Source organism: Labrenzia sp. PHM005, from assembly GCF_006517275.1.
Lineage (GTDB): Bacteria > Pseudomonadota > Alphaproteobacteria > Rhizobiales > Stappiaceae > Roseibium.
The window spans coordinates 5,323,279-5,341,084 of sequence record NZ_CP041191.1; the positions used below are offsets into that span (position 1 = coordinate 5,323,279).

Here is a 17,806-nt window from a genome sequence, read left to right on the forward strand (position 1 = left end):
GACATGCCGCGCGAGATAAAAATTGCCCCGTCCGTTCTTGCTTCCGATTTTTCCAAACTCGGCCAAGAAGTCCGCGACGTCGTGGACGCCGGCGCCGACTGGATCCACCTGGATGTGATGGACGGCCATTTTGTTCCCAACATCACCTTCGGCCCTGATGTAATCGCGAAAATGCGACCGCATACGGACAAGATCTTCGACACCCATTTGATGATCGAACCGTGTGATCCTTATCTGGAGGCTTTCGCCAAAGCCGGGTCGGACATCATCACCGTGCATGCCGAAGCAACCACGCATCTGGACCGCTCGCTTCAGGCGATCCGCGCCCTCGGTAAAAAGGCCGGCGTATCACTCAACCCGGCCACGCCGGAAAGTGTTCTTGAATATGTCATGGACCGGCTCGATCTGATCCTGGTCATGACCGTGAACCCGGGTTTTGGCGGCCAGAAGTTCATTGAAGCAATGGTTGAGAAAACCGCGCGCATCAAACAGATGATTGGTGACCGTCCGATCGATCTGGAAATTGACGGCGGCGTAACACCGGAAACTGCGCCGCTGGTTGCAAAAGCGGGCGCGAATGTTCTTGTCGCCGGATCTGCAGTCTTCAAAGGCGGCACGCAGGACGCCTACAAGGCGAATATTGATGCCATCCGGTCGGCAGCCGAAACGGCCTAATCCAACGGCCTCTGTTCGACGCTATCGCGCGGCATAAAGCGGACACACGAAAAGGCCTTAAGATCAGGGCTTTTTCCGGCCGGTCAGAGCAGCTGTCAGACGGGCATCTTCCAGATAAGGATCGTGTCCAAACCGGATCGCCCCTCGGTGCTGTATCCAGACGGATTGATGGGTGGCCACCGCCATCAGTCCGGAACGCGCTGGAAAAGTGATCGTATCCCCACGGGCCAACCGGTTTTCAAGCCCCCCAGCTGGCAGAACGCGCGGCTCGATAACCTTTTCCAGAAGGTCGAGGCCATCAACAATGCCAAAGGCATTCTTCGGCAAGTAGGGATTGCAGTAGATATCATCCTCCGGTGCGCTATCCAGGTGAAACAGGGCCAGTTTTTGATCCTGCCGCAGCCGGAAAGCATAGTTACCAAGCGGATTTTCTTCTGACGAGGGCAGGTACAGCCTGAATTCTCCGCTGAACTTCTTGATCGATCGTTCCGTTGCTTGACGCCAGGGAAGAGACGCCAAAGGGACATCGGCCCCGCTGCGCCTCAAATAATATCCGGCGCTTTCCACCTGTTTCGGATCGTTCTTCAAACGTGCCAACAGCTCTTTGCCGAGAAACTCCCACGGCACCTGCCACGTGGGATGGAAGGTAACAGCCTCCACCGCGGTCGCCGTATTGGCATAGTTCCGATCCGGGCAATTGGCATAGGCCGCCCCTTCCATCACCACGCGGCCATTTTCTGAGAAAAGGAATTGGTTCTCGCCCTTGTTAATGAAGAGCTGTACCCGGGAGAATTCCGGCGGGACCCAGCGGATGCGTTCCATCGCATTGCTGACCTGTTCGATCCGCCGATCAATCGGAAGGTTGAGCGCCCAAACCAGTTTACCGGTCACTTCGCTTGAGACTGGCAGAACATACCGGTGTTTTGCTTGGGCAACGGCGAAGGCCAACCGCTTGTCGAACAGCTCCGATCCGGTGTCTTCCTGCAAAAGGTTGTCTTCAAAAAGCCTTCGGCGGAGCAGTTGGACACCTTCTCCTTCAGCGCCCGGGATCAATTCCACATCCGTTTCAAGCGTGGTGAAACCGCTCTCGGCTTTGATATCGTAAAGATGCGCGAGATGCGTTTGCAGCAAACGGTAGGTATCGTCAGGCGGTTGCCAACTGGACAAAAACTCCGCCAGGTTTTCTGCAGCTTTCAGCCGCTCAAGCGCGTCTGTCCCGTTGATCGTGTGAAACGGCATATAGGCATCGGGATAAAGCACCCGGGGCGTCACCCGACCGGCTCTCAAATCATTGGCAAAGTCCAGAAAATGTCCTGTGAAGAGGAGTTCAACCCAGGCTGTTTCTGAAGGGCTAAGCCCTGCTCCCAATGACTTGAGCTTGGTTTCAAGAAGCTCATACGGGTAGTCCTCGGAACGCAGGCCATGAAGATGCGCGCTCTTCATCACGTCTATAAGCAAAGCGGCGCGGCCGGTGTCCAGCCACAAGACGTCCCCGTCTTCGGAATTGTAAAAGGCGCTGATTTCCCGCCTGCGCTTTTCTACAATGAGTGGAAGCCGGTCCGGCTGGCTCAGGGTATGCTGGACGTTCTGAAGGACATTATTGGCCACAGAGGGACTAGCGGTGGTCAAGGCAAAAGCCAAAACGCCGATGAAGACGGAAGCCATTCGAAGAACAATTCGCTTAGGTGCCAATGTGCCATTTCTCCTTAGAAAAAATGCTCACCCTACACCTAGCACTCTCAGCGGTTGTTTCCAGTCTCAAAGGCAGTTCTGCGACTTCAAAGTCTGAACTGAAAACACCTCAACTCAAACGAATGCTCGTCGTTTTTTGCGTGGGTTCTACAAGGCGCTCCCGCAAACCTTCCGGATAGAGCTCAATCCCTTTCGCTTCCAACTCGGCAAGAGACATCCAGCGCGCCAGACATTCCGTGTCATCATGCTCCAAAAACGGGATCGCATCCTGGCGGTAGAGATGGTTGTCCGAAAAATGCGCATGGCACAGGAAAACAATCTCATGACCGGTCTGGCCATAATGTTCATAGATGTTTTCAAGCACAAAGTGCTCTCGGCCGAGCGTGATGCGGGTACCAAGCTCCTCCAAAAACTCCCGCTGGAGCGCGTCCTGCCAAGGTTCGCCGAACTCTACGGTGCCGCCCAGAGGGCGCATCCCTTTCACATTCCCGAGGTCATCATAAATCTCGGTCAAAAGCAGCGCATCGTCCTGCCAGATCAGGGCAAGGGCTTTGACGGTGATGAAATTGGCAGGGCGCCAGATGGTCATGTAAGGCTCCGGCTGATCAAAACGGTGGGGTGTGCGATAATCAGTCATATTGTCCGCTTTGCCGCAAGCAAAAACGGCCACTTTGCATTGAAGGGTCCGGCGCGCTCTGCTATCCCGCAGCCAACGCTTCCCAAATTGAGGACTGAACCTGCGATGATCCCGCGCTATTCCCGCCAAGACATGGTCGATATCTGGTCACCTGAATCCAAATTCCGCATCTGGTTTGAGATCGAGGCCCACGCCTGTGACGCTTTGGCAGAGCTCGGTGTCATTCCGCAAGACGCTGCAAAGACCATTTGGGAAAAGGGCGGATCAGCCACCTTCGACATCGACCGGATCGACGAGATCGAACGGGAAACCAAACACGATGTCATTGCGTTCCTGACGCATCTGGCGGAAATCGTCGGCCCGGACGCGCGCTTCGTGCACCAGGGAATGACCTCGTCCGACGTTCTGGACACCTGTTTCAACGTCCAGCTGGTGAAAGCAACCGACCTTCTTCTGGAAGACATGGACAAGCTGCTGGAGGCCATCAAACGCCGGGCTTATGAGCACAAGGACACGGTGACCATCGGCCGGTCTCACGGCATTCATGCTGAACCGGTGACCTTCGGCCTGAAAATGGCCCAGGCCTACGCCGAATTCGACCGCTGTAAGGCCCGCCTTCAGAACGCCCGCGAGGAAATCGCCACCGGTGCGATCTCCGGCGCCGTCGGCACTTTCGCCAACATCGACCCGCGCGTTGAAGAACATGTTGCAAAAGCGCTTGGTCTGCAGGCCGAGCCGGTTTCCACACAGGTGATCCCGCGCGACCGCCACGCCATGTACTTCGCCACCCTCGGCGTCATCGCCTCCTCCATCGAGCGCCTGGCGACCGAAATCCGCCACCTGCAGCGCACGGAAGTTCTGGAAGCAGAAGAATTCTTCTCCAAGGGCCAAAAGGGCTCGTCTGCGATGCCGCACAAGCGCAACCCGGTTTTGACCGAAAACCTGACAGGTCTTGCCCGCCTTGTGCGCATGTCCACTGTTCCAGCCATGGAAAACGTCGCCCTCTGGCATGAGCGTGATATCTCGCACTCCTCAGTTGAGCGCATGATCGGTCCGGACACCACAGTGACCCTCGACTTTGCTTTGGCCCGCCTTACCGGCGTCATCGACAAGCTGGTTGTTTATCCGGAGCGCATGATGGGCAACATGGATCGCCTCGGCGGTCTGGTGCATTCTCAGCGCATCCTGCTGGCACTGACCCAAGCAGGCTCTTCCCGCGAAGATGCCTACCGTCTGGTTCAGCGCAACGCCATGAAAGTCTGGGACAGCTATCAAGTCGCCGGCTCGGCATCGGTCGACTTCCTGACCGAGCTACTGAACGACGAAGACGTTCGCAATTATCTCTCCGAAGAAGAAATCCGCGACCGCTTCGATCTCGGCTATCACACCAAAAACGTTGATGTGATCTTTGAGCGGGTGTTTGGCGAAAGCTGATTTTTCGCGACCCTAAGTTCCCTCTCCCCTTGGGAGAGGGGCTAAATCTGTTCTTGTTTCAACTGGCGCCTGCCCCCTCACCCGGCGCTTTGCGCCGACCTCTCCCCCTGGGAGAGGTAAGCTGGCAGCCGCAAATGTGGCCAATCCAGCACGCCCGAACCAGCTCACCGAAAGTAGTCAGAAGAAGATGAAAATTGCAGTCCTTTCTGACATTCACGGCAATGTCTTGGCGCTTGAGGCCGTGCTTGCTGATCTGAAACAGGAAATGCCGGATGTATTAGTCAATCTCGGCGATTGTGTCTCCGGGCCGCTGTGGCCGGAGGAAACGGCTGCGATCCTGCGCGAGACCAACTGGCCGACCGTGCGTGGCAACCATGACCGGTTTCTGATTGAAGATCCCATTGAAAAACTGGGACCGACCGATGCTTTTACGGCTGAGCGCTTATCATCAAGTAGCCTCGACTGGCTCAAGACCACACAAGCGACCATCCGCTTGACCGAAGAGGTTTTCCTCTGTCACGGCACTCCGGACAATGACGACCGCTATCTGACGGAAAAGATAGAAGGACCAAAAGGTCATCTGCCGGACGAAGACACCCTGCTCGCTGAGATCAAAGGCGAAACCGCCCCGATCATCTGTTGCGGCCACACGCATATTCCGCGTGTCATCCGGTTGCACAAGACCGGACAGACCATCCTCAATCCCGGAAGCGTTGGCCTGCCGTCTTATGAGGACGAACATCCGAACAAACACAAGATGGAAGCCGGCAGCCCGCACGCGCGCTATGCGCTGATGAGCAAGGGGTCAAACGGCTGGAGTTTTCAGGAGAAAATGCTGCCCTACGACTGGGAAGCGGCGGCTAAGCAAGCGGAAAAGAACAAACGGACTGGCTGGGGCCGGTCGCTGCGGCATGGCTTTTTCGGAACTCTGTCGTAGCGCCTCAGCCGTCAGAAGCCTCATAGCCCTTCGGATTTTTGCAGGCCCAGTTCCAAGTGTCGGAACACATGTCTTCTAGGCCGCGCTCAGCCGACCAATTCAGTTTAGCTTCGGCCGCCTTTGTATCTGCATAGACTTCGGCAACATCGCCTGCCCGCCGCGGAGCGATTTCATAGGGAATTTTTTGGTTGGACGCCCGTTCAAAGGCTTTCACCATCTCCAGTACGCTGTAGCCGGTGCCAGTCCCAAGGTTGACTGTGAAGCTGTTGGTTTCGTCTGTTAGAGCGGCCAGAGCTTCATGCGCCCGCAAATGACCTTCGACCAGATCGACCACATGAATGTAATCGCGTACGCCCGTGCCATCGCGCGTGTCATAATCGTTGCCAAAGACCGACAACTGGTCCCGCCGGCCACTGGCCACCTGAGAGACAAACGGCATCAGGTTGTTCGGAATGCCGCGTGGATCTTCTCCAATCAATCCGCTCTTGTGGGCACCAACTGGATTGAAATAGCGCAGAATGCCGAACCGCCAGCGCGGATCGCTTGCTGCCAAATCCCGGAGGATGTCTTCGATCATCAGTTTGGTCCGGCCATAAGGATTGGTCGCGCTCAGCGGATGATCTTCGGTGAGCGGCAAAAACTGCGGTTCGCCATAGACCGTGGCAGAAGACGAAAAAATCAACTGGCGGACATCGCAAGCGTTCATTGCGGCCAGCAGCTCAAGCGTGCCGGTGACGTTGTTGGCGTAATATTCTAGAGGGATTTCGGTGGATTCACCGACAGCCTTTAACCCCGCAAAATGAATAACTCCACTGCACTGATGGGTCTTCAAAATGCGTTCCAGCGCGGTCCTGTCCCGGATATCGGCCTCTTCAAACGCGATCTTGCGGCCAGTGATCGAAGCAACCCTATTAAGGCTTTCCGGGCTGGAATTGGAGAAATTGTCGACGACGACGACATCATGACCAGCTTCCAGGAACGTGACGCAGCAATGAGACCCAATGTAACCAGCCCCACCCGTGATCAGGATCGTCATTTCAGAACTTACCTTTCCGGGTTAATGCCCGCGCCTCTTTAGAGCGGACAAGCCGCCCTCCTTCCATTTGACCTTGGCATCTTTGCCTATAAGCGGTTCAAGTTTCGTTACTCCGCTCAAATGCCTCAAGGCAGCAGCGCAATATCACTAACGGCGATGAAATGCGGATTGCGCAGATCGTCCTTGGTTGCCCCTTGAGGCACCCGATAGACAAAATCCTGCCCGGTTTCGGCATAGACAACCCGGCCGCCCGCCGCACGCACAAGCGCATCGCCCGCCGCGATATCCCACTGCATGGTCGGCGCCATGCGCGGATAAAGATCCGCGCGCCCAGCCGCGACCCAGCACAATTTCAAAGACGAGCCGACAGAAAGTTTTTCCGCGACATTCAATTTGGAAATCAGTGCCTCGGTTTCCTCCGACAGATGCGAGCGGCTGGCCAGTACGCTTAATCCGGCATCCGGGGCGCAGCGAACCGAGATCTTTTGCGCCTCAAGAATTTCTGTCCCTTCAACCCGGGCCTGGTAAGCGCCCGTATCTTTATCTCCGCCGGGAAGTGTACCACCCCAAAAAATCTCATTCAGAGCAGGCGCATAGACCACACCAAAAACCGGAGCACCATGTTCTATCAGAGCAATGTTTACGGTGAACTCACCGTTCTTTTTCAAGAATTCCTTGGTGCCGTCGAGCGGATCGACCAGGAAATACCGATCCCCGCCCTCCGGCAGACGGCCGGCTTCAACGGATTCTTCCGCGACCACCGGTACGCCGGGGAACTGAACTTCGAGGCCCTTTAAAATAACATCTTCGGCGGCCTGATCCGCCACCGTGACCGGCGACCCATCCCCCTTGACCATAGCGCTGAAATCTTCTGCATAGATTTTTAGGATTTCTTCGCCAGCCGCAATTGCCAGGTTCAAGAGGCCTTTCACCCGGTCCCCGCGCGGTCCGGTCAACTCAACAGCATCGCTCATTCATCACGCCAGTTATTAGAAATGAAAATGGTGCCGTCTTCTTGAAGCACCTTGGCCGCCGGATCAAGGGCACAGGACAGGAAACGACCCGTGCTGGATCACAGATATTGAACCTGAAAGCGCATTTATTCTGGCTGGATAGTTTTCTTCCACCTTGGAAGGCTGGAACGGTTGACCGGTTACACCTCATCGGCGTCACGCACCAAAAATTTCTTATAAACTGAACCTTTTCAGATACTTAAAAGTTTGGCCCGCTTTGTGCTTTGCCATGTCCCAAGTGCCGGCTTGGGCCCGCACAGGAAACAATGGGGGAGGAAAGAAGGTATGACCGAAACCTTCTATGATGTGATGCGGCGTCAAGGCATCACCCGGCGCAGCTTTTTAAAATTCTGTTCACTGACGGCTGCAGCCTTGGGGCTGGGCCCGAGTTTTGCTCCGAAGATCGCCGAGGCGATGGAGACCAAGCCGCGCATACCGGTGCTCTGGCTTCACGGTCTGGAATGCACCTGCTGTTCGGAAAGCTTCATCCGCTCGGCCCATCCGCTGGCCAAAGACGTCATCTTGTCGATGATCTCGCTCGACTACGACGACACGATCATGGCCGCCGCCGGCCATCAGGCCGAAGCGATCATCGAAGAGACTATCCAAAAATACGACGGCAACTACATCCTGGCCTGTGAGGGCAATCCGCCGCTCAACCAGGAAGGCATGTCCTGCATCATCGCTGGCCGACCGTATCTGGAGCAGCTGCAACATGCTGCGGCTCACTGCAAAGCCATCATTTCCTGGGGCTCTTGCGCCTCCTGGGGCTGTGTCCAGGCAGCGCGACCAAACCCGACACAAGCCGTGCCGATCCACAAAGCACCTGGTATTCCCATCGACAAGCCGATCATCAAGGTTCCCGGTTGCCCGCCGATTGCGGAAGTCATGACGGCGGTGATCACCTATCTGCTTACCTTCGAGCGGTTCCCGGAACTCGACCGCCAGGGCCGGCCCAAAATGTTCTATTCCCAGCGCATTCACGACAAGTGCTACCGGCGCCCGCATTTTGATGCCGGCCAGTTCGTCGAGAGCTTCGACGATGAAGGCGCCAAGAAGGGCTACTGCCTCTACAAGGTCGGCTGCAAAGGCCCAACCACCTACAACGCCTGTTCCACGGTGCGCTGGAACGGCGGCCTCTCCTTCCCGATCCAATCCGGCCATCCGTGTTTCGGCTGTTCGGAAGACGGCTTCTGGGACAAGGGCAGCTTCTATGACCGGCTGACCGACATCCATGGCTTCGGCATTGAAGCTAATGCCGACAAAATCGGCGGGACCGCCGCTGCTGTCGTCGGAGCCGCTGCCGCCGCTCATGCGGCCGCGAGCGCTGTCAAACGCGCCCGCCAAAAGGGAGGAGACGAATAATGGCCACCATAACAACCCCCAACGGCTTTGATCTGGACACCTCCGGCAAGCGCGTTGTTGTCGATCCGGTCACCCGCATTGAAGGCCACATGCGCTGCGAGGTGAATGTTGATGAAGACAACATGATCCGCAATGCAGTCTCCACCGGCACCATGTGGCGCGGCCTGGAAGTGATCCTGAAAGGCCGCGACCCGCGTGACGCTTGGGCCTTCACCCAGCGGATCTGCGGTGTGTGCACCGGCACCCATGCGCTGACCTCCGTACGCGCTGTGGAAGATGCGCTCAACATCGACATTCCGGAAAACGCCAACTCGATCCGCAACATCATGCAGCTGTCGCTACAGGTGCATGATCACCTGGTGCATTTCTATCACTTGCATGCGCTCGATTGGGTCAACCCGGTGAATGCACTGAAGGCGGACCCGAAAGCGACCTCAGCGCTGCAACAGCAGGTATCGCCGCGCCACGCGAAGTCCTCGCCGGGCTATTTCCGCGATATCCAGAACCGGCTGAAGAAGTTCGTTGAATCCGGCCAGCTTGGCCCGTTCAAGAACGGCTACTGGACCAATCCGGCCTACAAGCTGCCGCCGGAAGCCGATCTGATGGCTGTCACTCACTATCTGGAAGCGCTTGATTTCCAGAAGGAGATCATGACCACCCGCACGATTTTTGGTGGCAAGGACACCCATCCGAACTGGCTAGTGGGCGGCGTTCCCTGTGCGATCAACATGGACGGTGACCAGTCGGCCGGTGCGCCGATCAACATGGACCGGCTGAACTATGTTTCCGGCGTCATCGACCGCACCATCGAGTTCGTCGAAAACGTCTATATTCCGGACCTGATCGCGATTGCCGGCTTCTACAAGGACTGGCTCTATGGCGGCGGCCTGTCGTCCCAAAGCCTCTTGTCCTACGGCGACATCCCGGATCGTGCCAATGACTATTCGGCGGCGAACTTGATGATGCCGCGCGGCGCGATCATCAACGGCAAGCTGTCGGAAGTGCACGAAGTCGATCTGCGGGATCCTGAGCAGGTTCAGGAGTTTGTGCCCCACTCTTGGTACAAATATGCCGATGAAGCCAAGGGCCTGCATCCCTGGGACGGAGTGACGGAACCCAACTACGCGCTCGGCCCGAATCTGGTCGGCACGTCCACCAACATCGTCAACATCGACGAGAACGCCAAGTACTCCTGGATTAAAGCGCCGCGCTGGCGCGGCCATGCCATGGAGGTCGGCCCGCTCGCCCGTTATGTCATCGGCTATATGCAAGGCCATGAAGAGATTAAGGACCAGGTCGACAAGACCCTGTCGGCGCTGAATGTGCCGATTGACGCTCTGTTCTCGACACTCGGACGGACGGCGGCCCGCGGACTTGAAGCCCAATGGGCGGCGCACAAACAGCGCTACTTCATGGACAAGATGATCGCCAACATCAAAGCCGGCGATTCATCGACTGCCAATCAGGAGAAATTCGACCCTTCAACCTGGCCCACAGAGGTTAAGGGCGTCGGTTTTACAGAAGCCCCGCGCGGTGCACTGGCGCATTGGATCAAGATCAAGGACACCAAGATCGACAACTACCAATGTGTCGTGCCAACCACCTGGAACGGCAGTCCGCGGGACAATGACGGCAACATCGGTGCCTTCGAAGCCTCGCTCCTCAACACCAAGGTGGAACGCGCCGAAGAGCCGGTGGAAATCCTCAGAACCCTGCACAGCTTCGATCCGTGCCTTGCCTGTTCCACCCATGTCATGGGTCCGGACGGCGAAGAGCTGGCCGAAATTAAAGTGCGCTAAAGCGGGAGGACGATCATGAAAATTCTTACCAAAACAGCCATCTTGGTGGGCGCCGTCACTCTCGCAGCCGGGCCAGCAATGGCGCACACGGGCAGCCAGCTGACTGTTGCCGGCGGACTGTTGCATCCCGTCCTGGGCCTGGATCACCTGCTGGCCCTGATCGGGGTTGGCATTCTGGCTGCCCAGCAGCGTCCATTGCAAACAAGCTGGACCCTACCGGCCGCATTCTTGGCCGCGGTCGCAGCAGGATCTCTCGCTGGATTCGCAGGTTTGACGACATCGATTGCGGAACCGGGCACATTGGTCTCGCTTGTGGTGTTCGGATTGCTGATTGCAGCAGGACGCGGGATTGGCTTGCCACTCACCCTTGGTGTGACTGCGCTCTTCGGGTTGGCCCATGGCACCGCTCACGGCATGGAAGCCGCCGGAGCGTCAGCAGTCTATTTGACGGCCTTCCTGGCCAGCTGCGCCGCACTTCACGGCCTTGGATATGCCCTGGGGCGGAAGCTGGAAGCCGTCAGCCATGGCCGTCTGGCTGCGGGTCTTGCTGTTGGAGCAGGCGGCCTTGCTTTGGCGCTCACCTAGGAGGCGGATATGAATGTAAATGTCAGCAATCCTTCCGCCGATGCAACGGCTAACTCAACGGGCCCATCGACCGCGCCCCACAAGGAAGAAGCCATCTACATCTACCAGGCGCCGGTCCGGATCTGGCACTGGGTCAACTTCTTCGCCATTCTGGCGCTTGGGATTACCGGATATCTGATTGGCTCGCCACCACCGTCTGTCGGCGGAGAAGCCTATTTCAGTTACCTGTTCGGCTGGATCCGGTATCTGCATTTTGCAGCCGGATACATCTTTACGGTCGCTTTCCTTTTCCGGGTTTACTGGGCGTTTGTCGGCAACAAACATGCCCGGCAGATCTTTCTGCCGCCAGTGTGGCGCGGCAGTTTCTGGACCGAGCTGCTCCACGAAGTGAAGTGGTACGCCATGCTCACCAAGGAACCGATGAAATATGCCGGGCACAATCCGCTGGCGACCCTGACGATGCATGTAATGTTCGTTTGGTGCACCGTGTTTATGATACTGACCGGTTTTGCGCTTTACGGCGAGGGCACCGGTATGGGCAGCTGGCAGTTCGAGTACTTCTCAAGCTGGATCATCCCGATCTTTGGACAAAGCCAGGATGTGCATACCTGGCACCATGTCGGCCTTTGGGTGATCGTGTGTTTTGCAATCACCCACATCTATGCGGCTATTAGAGAAGACATCATGTCCCGCCAATCGATCATGTCATCGATGTTCTCCGGTTGGCGAACCTTTCGCGATGACAAGCCGATCGCGGACGAATGACATGTTTGCCGCGGGTACAAAGCTCGCGGCCCCTCTCACTATCTTCGGCGGGCGCTAGCGCCCGCTTCTTTTTGCCTGCTTTCCAAGACAACATCCGGGCTGACAGTTCGCATGGAAAACTGCCATTTCCTATTCGCGCCCGTCCCTGACGCGTAATCTTTCTTTCCAATAATCAAACATTATGGAAACTTATAATCCACCTTTCTTTGGGCATCAAACTTAAAACACTGATAAATCCGCCACTTCAGCTCATGCGGCGAGTTGGCACAGCGATTGCTCAATAGAAACGAAAGGGACGCATACAGTTGCATACAACGCCAGCAGCCGATCCGGCGGCTTGGCGCGGGAGGAATACCATGGGAGAGGGAACTCCCGCCGTGCTGGTTCTCGGGATCGGGAACCTGCTCTGGGCGGACGAAGGGTTTGGCGTGCGCGCCGTTGAAACCCTGCATCAGCATTACTGTTTCAGTGACAACGTCAAGGTCATGGACGGTGGCACGCAAGGCGTCTATCTGGTTCAGCATATACGCGACGCCGACATCCTGATCGTTTTTGATGCAGTCGATTACGGCCTCCCCCCAGGTACCTTGAAACTCGTTCACGGTGACGAGGTGCCGAAGTTTCTCGGCGCCAAGAAGATTTCCCTGCATCAGACCGGCTTTCAGGAAGTTCTCGCCATGGCAGAAATGCTCGGCGACTACCCCAAACATCTCCTCTTGATCGGTGTGCAGCCTGTGGAACTGGAAGACTACGGCGGCAGCCTGCGCCCGGCTGTCAAAGCACAAATCGCCCCAGCCATTGATGCCGCCCTGACCTTTCTGGAAAAACACGACGTCTTTGCAGAAATGCGCTGCGACCAGCTCGGCGAAGACGACACCATCGCCAGCCTGGAAATGACCCTTGGCCGCTATGAAGGCGGCCGGCCGGACGCCGTCAATGCCTTCCGGCATGGCGACAGCCGGGTTCTTGCCGGTGATGGCTGGTCGGGGCCGGACGACTTTGACGCCGAGGTCGCCGAAATGGTGGCGCGCACTGGGGAGCCGCGCTGATGTGCCTTGGCATCCCCATGCAGGTGATTTCGTCGGATTTCGGCTTTGCCCGCTGCCGGGCAGACGACGGCGAACATGACATCGATGTCCGTCTGGTTGGCCCTGTCGAACCCGGCACCTGGGTGCTGACGTTTCTGGGCGCGGCCCGCGACATTCTCGATGCGGAGACCGCCAAACGCACCGCCGACGCCGTTGAAGCTTTGAGGCTGGTGGCGGACGGCCACACCAATGTCGATCACCTGTTTGAAGATCTGATCGCCCAGCGCGCTTCAGCCTCAGAAGAGGCAAGGGATACAGAAAAAAGGGAAGGAACCGGCAATGTTTTCGCCGCTGCTGACGTCAATCATTGACCGGGAAGGTCTTAAGGTCGTCGACGAAGCCGGCCTGGATGGCCGAGCTGGAAAGACCATCTTGTCGATGGTGTTTTTCCCAGGCGATGCCAACCGGCTGAGCGAGAGCAACGATGTCGCGGTGATCCTGCCGGAACTGGTCAAAGCCTTTGATGGCAATGTGACTGCCTTTGTCGTTGCCCGGGATGCAGAGCGCGATCTGCAGCGCCGCTACCGGTTCAACAGTTTTCCAAGTCTCGTTTTCCTGCGCAAGGGCGACTACCTCGGCACCATTCAGGGCGTGCGCGATTGGGCCGACTATCTGTTGGAGATTTCCGAAATCCTGACGAAAGACCCGACAGACCCGCCGCCCTTCAAATTCCCGGAAGGTTGCGGTGTGGCGCCTCCGGCCCAAGCCCACTGACCTGGCTGTTAGGAGATAAGCACATGAGCAATCCCATCGACCCTTTCAGCCCGTCCCTCCCCGGGCCGCTTGTCGGCCCGGGGAGCCAACCCCAGGATGCCGATGGCGGCACCTTGGAATACATGCAAATGCCGGAAGGCATGATGACCTTCGCTGCGCCCGACCTACCGGAACCGGAAGAAACCACAGGTCTGGAAAACGGATTGGCGGTACTGGACCAGCTGCTTGAAAGCCTTGAAACCTTCACCACAACCGATGCACCGGCACGCCATGACCTCACGCATCTCGACCCAAAGAACCTGGATCTGGTCAATCAGGTTCTTGGCGAGGGAGAAGTCTCGGTGATTGGCGGCAGCCAAATTCAGGCCCAGGAAGCGGTTTTAGCCGGTGTTTGGCGAGTGCGGCGGTCAGCTGACGGTGATCAGGCCGAAGCCGACTATATTGAGGCAGGTGTTTTTCCCTCAGAAATCCTGGAAACGGTTTTCAAGGACGCCCAAGACCACGTGGTGATGCCAGAAAAAGCCGGGCCAAACATCTTCAACGCACCGCCCTTGATCCCTGAAATCAACGAGCATCTCGGTATCCCGCGCAAGACCGGCGTGCCGCATGTGATTAACCTGTCTCTCCTTCCACATACGGAAGAAGATCTCACATTCCTCAACGAGCGGCTGGGCCGGGGCAGCGTGACGATCCTGTCGCGCGGATATGGCAACTGCCGGATCACCTCCACGCAAACGGCCGACACCTGGTGGGTGCAATATTACAATTCCCAGGACAGCCTGATCCTCAACACGATCGAAATCAGCCCGGTGCCCGACGTTGCTTGTGCGGCTTCAGAAGACATAGCCGATTCAGCAGAGCGTCTCGGCGAGATCCTGGAGGTCTACCGGTGAGTGACGGCTTTTTTGGCGGATCTTATGGCGGCGATAACCGCAAGATTGGGACGGCGACACGGTTGGAGTGCAAGATCTGCTGGCACGTCTACGACCCGGCAAAGGGGGACGATTATTGGCAAATCCCGCCCGGAACTCCGTTTGCCAACCTGCCTGATCATTGGAGCTGCCCGGAGTGCGACGCGCATAAGGACGGCTTCATGGTGCTGGAGGACATCTAAATGCGGGATGCGGATGAGCTGACAGCCATTGTTGAGACCACCTTTTCCACCATCCAGCGGACGCGGATGGAAGGCGTACCGGTCTTGAACACGGCTTTGGCTGTCCGCCTTCTTGGGGTGCGCGCCTGGCAGGGTTTTCAGCTCGGAACGCTTTTGACGCCGTGGTTCATGAACCTCATTTTGGTGCCAGAAACGCCGGACGACGCTCTTCTGGCTTCTGGAACCAAACGCACGTTTCGCTTCCCCGCAGGGTCATTTGAATTCATACGCGGCCATGAACCTGCCATCGGCCCCTTTTGGATGTGCTCGCTTTTTTCTCCGGTGTTCGAATTTACCGATCAGGAAACAGCCGAAGCCTGTGCTCTGTCCGCGCTTGGCGAACTCTTTGAAGCCGCCGAAGCCCCAAGTGACTCTGAGGCGGGAATGGCCGCAGTCTGGCGCGGAGAATTGTCCGAGGTTGCTGAGTTGGCTGGAACTGCCGAACCTGCGGACGCTGCTAAACCCGAAGATGCGCCAGCTGATCACTCAAAAGAAGGCCTCTCATCTGAGACCGGTTCAAACGAAGCTGAAACTACCCCTGCCGGATTGAGCCGCCGTGGCTTGCTTACTGGCAATCGATCTGCCGAGGTTCGTCATGAGCCTTGAAGGACATTTGGACATTGTACTGCCACGTGACACCGATGCTCCTATTCGTATTGAGCTGCAGGAACCGGCTAATATCACAAAGCTTTTGATCGGCCGCTCGCCAGAAGCAGCCAGTCTACTCATCCCTACGCTGTTTAGCCTGTGCGGAACAGCCCATGCCGCAGCCGCTATACAAGCGGCAGAAACGGCTAAAGGAATCGAACCCGACCTAGCGACACATCAGATACGAAACTGCTTGGTCTTGATGGAACGGGCACGCGAGCATCTTTTGCGGATTAGCCTCGTCTGGCAAAAAATTGTTGGAGCAGAACCGGATACGGAAACGGCACAGGCCGCGCTGAAATTGCTGCCGGCGTTCCGTCAGGCGATAGACCAAAACGGGTGTGCGTTTTCTGAGCCGGTGAGCAACTGGCGAGCCTCCGATGACGGCAGCGCGCTGATTACCTGCCTCATCAGCCTGATCGAAAACCGTATCCTTGGTGAGACGATCCCCGCCTGGCTTAACAGGCACGACGGCAGCGCGCTGGCTTGCTGGACAGAGCAAATTCCGACAGGCGCTGCACGGTTTTTGGGATCTGTGCTCAAATGCAGCTGCGAAGAGCCGGCGCCGGACCGCCCGCTCTTCCTTTCCGAAAGCGGCCTCACGGAGCCTCTGGAGACGGTGAAAGAAGTTCCAGAGACCTCTTCTTATGAGCGTCGCCGGTCTCATCCCATTCTCACACAACGAGGAATGCCAACCCTCGCCGACCGGTATCTCGCCCGGTTGATCGATTTGGCGGAAACGGCACAGGAGCTCTACCAAGTGTTTCTGGATGTCGATTCGGCGGCCTCAAGGACGAATAATACAGTAAAGCCTGGTGTCGGATTTGCAGAAACAGCGCGGGGCCGTTTGACTCATGTCGTGGACCTTCAAGACGGCAAGGTGGCAAACTACAAAATCATATCGCCGACCCGGTGGAATTTTGCCTCGCGTGGTGTTGCAACACGCTATCTCGATGCAATCCCTAAGGGGCCAGATAGCGCACGTGTCAAACATGCGGATCTGGTTGTCGGTGCCATTGATCCCTGTGTTGCCTATGAGGTGAGGATCCACTGATGCATGAGATGTCGCTGTGTGAAAGCATCCTCGGGATATTAAAGGACCAGGCGGTGAGCCAACAGTTCTCGAAGGTGGACCGCGTCTGCCTGGAGGTCGGGCCGCTGTCCGGCGTGGAAACCGAAGCCCTGCGTTTCGGGTTTGATGTGGTCACGCGCGGCAGCCTGGCGGACGGGGCCAGACTCGACATTATCGAACCGCAGGTGGCCGCCTGGTGCCTGCCCTGCGAGAAAACAGTTTCCATCAATGAACGCTTTGATCCCTGTCCCGAGTGCGGCTCGCATCAATTGCAAGTCACCAGCGGTGAAGAATTGCGAATCAAAGAACTGGAGGTGTCCTGATGTGTACGGTGTGCGGATGCGGGGATGGCGAAACCCGGATTGAAGGCGGAAATGCCAAGGATCATGCTCACAACCACGGCCATCCCCATGACGGGCTTCATCATGGTCATGCGCATGGCCACCATCATCACCACTATGGCGAAGGCGAATCCGGGGCGTCGGTTCCGGGAATGAGCCAGTCGCGGATGATCCAGCTGGAGCAGGACATCCTGTCCAAAAACAACAGCTATGCCGATGCCAACCGGCGGTATTTGTCCGAGCGCGGAATTTTTGCCCTCAACCTTGTGTCTAGCCCGGGCTCCGGCAAGACGACCCTTCTGGTTGAGACCTTGAAGACATTGGCCGGAACCCGGCAGTGTTATGTCATTGAGGGCGACCAGCAAACGGCCAATGACGCCGACCGGATCCGCGAGACAGGTGTCCCGGCCCTTCAGATCAACACCGGCAAGGGCTGTCATCTGGACGGGCATATGGTCGGCCATGCGCTTGAGCACTTGACGCCCGATGACGGCAGCTGCGTTTTCATCGAAAATGTCGGCAATCTGGTTTGCCCGGCAGCCTTTGATCTTGGCGAAGCGCACAAGGTGGCGATCCTGTCGGTGACAGAAGGCGAGGACAAACCGCTGAAATATCCGGACATGTTTGCAGCCGCGGACCTGATGCTTTTGAACAAGGTCGATCTGCTGCCCTATCTCGACTTCGATGTTGAGGCGGCAACGGAAAACGCCCGCAAAATCAACCCGCGCATCAAGGTGCTGACAGTGTCCGCCAAGACCGGCGAAGGCCTCGACGGCTGGATCAGTTGGATAAACGCGGCTCGCGCCATGCAGCTCGCCGGTAATCCGGCCCTCAATGCAGCGGAATAGGAGA

The 17,806-nt window shown here is 57.2% G+C and carries 20 protein-coding genes; 16 read left to right on the forward strand and 4 right to left on the reverse strand.

Annotated features, from left to right (window positions below):
- The first annotated feature begins 3 nt into the window (after window positions 1-3).
- Window positions 4-675 (forward strand): ribulose-phosphate 3-epimerase, encoded by a 672-nt coding sequence (rpe, locus tag FJ695_RS24110; protein WP_141187818.1) that lies wholly within the window; start codon window positions 4-6, stop codon window positions 673-675.
- Between the two features lie 63 nt (window positions 676-738).
- On the opposite strand, the gene FJ695_RS24115 is transcribed toward rpe, so the two are convergent.
- Both FJ695_RS24115 and FJ695_RS24120 read right to left on the reverse strand, forming a co-directional pair.
- Window positions 739-2,367, reverse strand: a complete 1,629-nt coding sequence (locus FJ695_RS24115; RefSeq protein ID WP_141187819.1) for a hypothetical protein — start codon at window positions 2,365-2,367, stop codon at window positions 739-741.
- Window positions 2,368-2,476: 109 nt separating this feature from the next.
- Window positions 2,477-2,956 (reverse strand): NUDIX hydrolase, encoded by a 480-nt coding sequence (locus FJ695_RS24120; RefSeq protein WP_141187820.1) that lies wholly within the window; start codon window positions 2,954-2,956, stop codon window positions 2,477-2,479.
- A gap of 153 nt (window positions 2,957-3,109) precedes the next feature.
- Here FJ695_RS24120 and purB point away from each other — a divergent pair, with 153 nt between their 5' ends.
- Both purB and FJ695_RS24130 read left to right on the forward strand, forming a co-directional pair.
- Window positions 3,110-4,438, forward strand: a complete 1,329-nt coding sequence (gene purB / locus FJ695_RS24125) for an adenylosuccinate lyase (protein ID WP_141187821.1) — start codon at window positions 3,110-3,112, stop codon at window positions 4,436-4,438.
- Window positions 4,439-4,625: 187 nt separating this feature from the next.
- Window positions 4,626-5,375: a metallophosphoesterase gene (locus FJ695_RS24130; RefSeq protein WP_141187822.1), complete on the forward strand. Its 750-nt coding sequence runs from the start codon at window positions 4,626-4,628 to the stop codon at window positions 5,373-5,375.
- A 4-nt stretch (window positions 5,376-5,379) separates the two neighbouring features.
- Here FJ695_RS24130 and galE read toward each other — a convergent pair whose 3' ends face one another.
- Together galE and cysQ are read right to left on the reverse strand one after the other, a co-directional pair.
- A complete protein-coding gene (gene galE / locus FJ695_RS24135; protein ID WP_141187823.1) occupies window positions 5,380-6,411 on the reverse strand; it encodes a UDP-glucose 4-epimerase GalE in 1,032 nt (343 codons plus the stop codon).
- 125 nt (window positions 6,412-6,536) lie between these two features.
- Window positions 6,537-7,385, reverse strand: coding sequence for a 3'(2'),5'-bisphosphate nucleotidase CysQ (cysQ, locus tag FJ695_RS24140; protein ID WP_141187824.1), 849 nt, complete (start codon window positions 7,383-7,385; stop codon window positions 6,537-6,539).
- Window positions 7,386-7,709: 324 nt separating this feature from the next.
- Here cysQ and FJ695_RS24145 point away from each other — a divergent pair, with 324 nt between their 5' ends.
- From FJ695_RS24145 to hypB, 13 genes are all read left to right on the forward strand, one after another.
- The gene (locus FJ695_RS24145) at window positions 7,710-8,789 is read left to right on the forward strand and encodes a hydrogenase small subunit (protein ID WP_141187825.1); all 1,080 of its coding nucleotides are present in this window, start codon (window positions 7,710-7,712) and stop codon (window positions 8,787-8,789) included.
- Window positions 8,789-10,588 carry a nickel-dependent hydrogenase large subunit gene (locus FJ695_RS24150; protein WP_141187826.1) on the forward strand — a complete coding sequence of 600 codons (1,800 nt, stop codon included), beginning with the start codon at window positions 8,789-8,791 and terminating at the stop codon, window positions 10,586-10,588. Before FJ695_RS24145 ends, FJ695_RS24150 begins: the two co-directional genes overlap by 1 nt.
- Before the next feature lie 15 nt (window positions 10,589-10,603).
- On the forward strand, window positions 10,604-11,173 hold the full coding sequence (locus FJ695_RS24155; RefSeq protein WP_141187827.1) for a HupE/UreJ family protein: 570 nt from the start codon (window positions 10,604-10,606) through the stop codon (window positions 11,171-11,173).
- Between the two features lie 9 nt (window positions 11,174-11,182).
- Window positions 11,183-11,938 (forward strand): Ni/Fe-hydrogenase, b-type cytochrome subunit, encoded by a 756-nt coding sequence (cybH, locus tag FJ695_RS24160; protein ID WP_141187828.1) that lies wholly within the window; start codon window positions 11,183-11,185, stop codon window positions 11,936-11,938.
- Between the two features lie 356 nt (window positions 11,939-12,294).
- Window positions 12,295-12,987: a HyaD/HybD family hydrogenase maturation endopeptidase gene (locus FJ695_RS24165; RefSeq protein ID WP_141187829.1), complete on the forward strand. Its 693-nt coding sequence runs from the start codon at window positions 12,295-12,297 to the stop codon at window positions 12,985-12,987.
- Entirely contained in the window at window positions 12,987-13,337 is a 351-nt protein-coding gene (locus FJ695_RS24170; RefSeq protein ID WP_141187830.1) for a HypC/HybG/HupF family hydrogenase formation chaperone, read from the forward strand. Before FJ695_RS24165 ends, FJ695_RS24170 begins: the two co-directional genes overlap by 1 nt.
- Entirely contained in the window at window positions 13,306-13,740 is a 435-nt protein-coding gene (locus FJ695_RS24175; RefSeq protein WP_141187831.1) for a hydrogenase-1 expression HyaE, read from the forward strand. Before FJ695_RS24170 ends, FJ695_RS24175 begins: the two co-directional genes overlap by 32 nt.
- 23 nt (window positions 13,741-13,763) lie before the next feature.
- The gene (locus tag FJ695_RS24180) at window positions 13,764-14,633 is read left to right on the forward strand and encodes a hydrogenase expression/formation protein (RefSeq protein ID WP_141187832.1); all 870 of its coding nucleotides are present in this window, start codon (window positions 13,764-13,766) and stop codon (window positions 14,631-14,633) included.
- Window positions 14,630-14,854 carry a rubredoxin gene (locus FJ695_RS24185; protein ID WP_141187833.1) on the forward strand — a complete coding sequence of 75 codons (225 nt, stop codon included), beginning with the start codon at window positions 14,630-14,632 and terminating at the stop codon, window positions 14,852-14,854. The genes FJ695_RS24180 and FJ695_RS24185 overlap by 4 nt, the downstream gene beginning before the upstream one ends.
- Complete coding sequence (gene hybE / locus FJ695_RS24190) at window positions 14,855-15,499, forward strand: [NiFe]-hydrogenase assembly chaperone HybE (protein ID WP_141187834.1); 645 nt, start codon at window positions 14,855-14,857, stop codon at window positions 15,497-15,499.
- On the forward strand, window positions 15,489-16,595 hold the full coding sequence (locus tag FJ695_RS24195) for a nickel-dependent hydrogenase large subunit (RefSeq protein WP_141187835.1): 1,107 nt from the start codon (window positions 15,489-15,491) through the stop codon (window positions 16,593-16,595). Before hybE ends, FJ695_RS24195 begins: the two co-directional genes overlap by 11 nt.
- Entirely contained in the window at window positions 16,595-16,936 is a 342-nt protein-coding gene (gene hypA / locus FJ695_RS24200; RefSeq protein ID WP_141187836.1) for a hydrogenase maturation nickel metallochaperone HypA, read from the forward strand. Before FJ695_RS24195 ends, hypA begins: the two co-directional genes overlap by 1 nt.
- Window positions 16,936-17,802: a hydrogenase nickel incorporation protein HypB gene (hypB, locus tag FJ695_RS24205; protein ID WP_141187837.1), complete on the forward strand. Its 867-nt coding sequence runs from the start codon at window positions 16,936-16,938 to the stop codon at window positions 17,800-17,802. Before hypA ends, hypB begins: the two co-directional genes overlap by 1 nt.
- Window positions 17,803-17,806 lie beyond the last annotated feature (4 nt).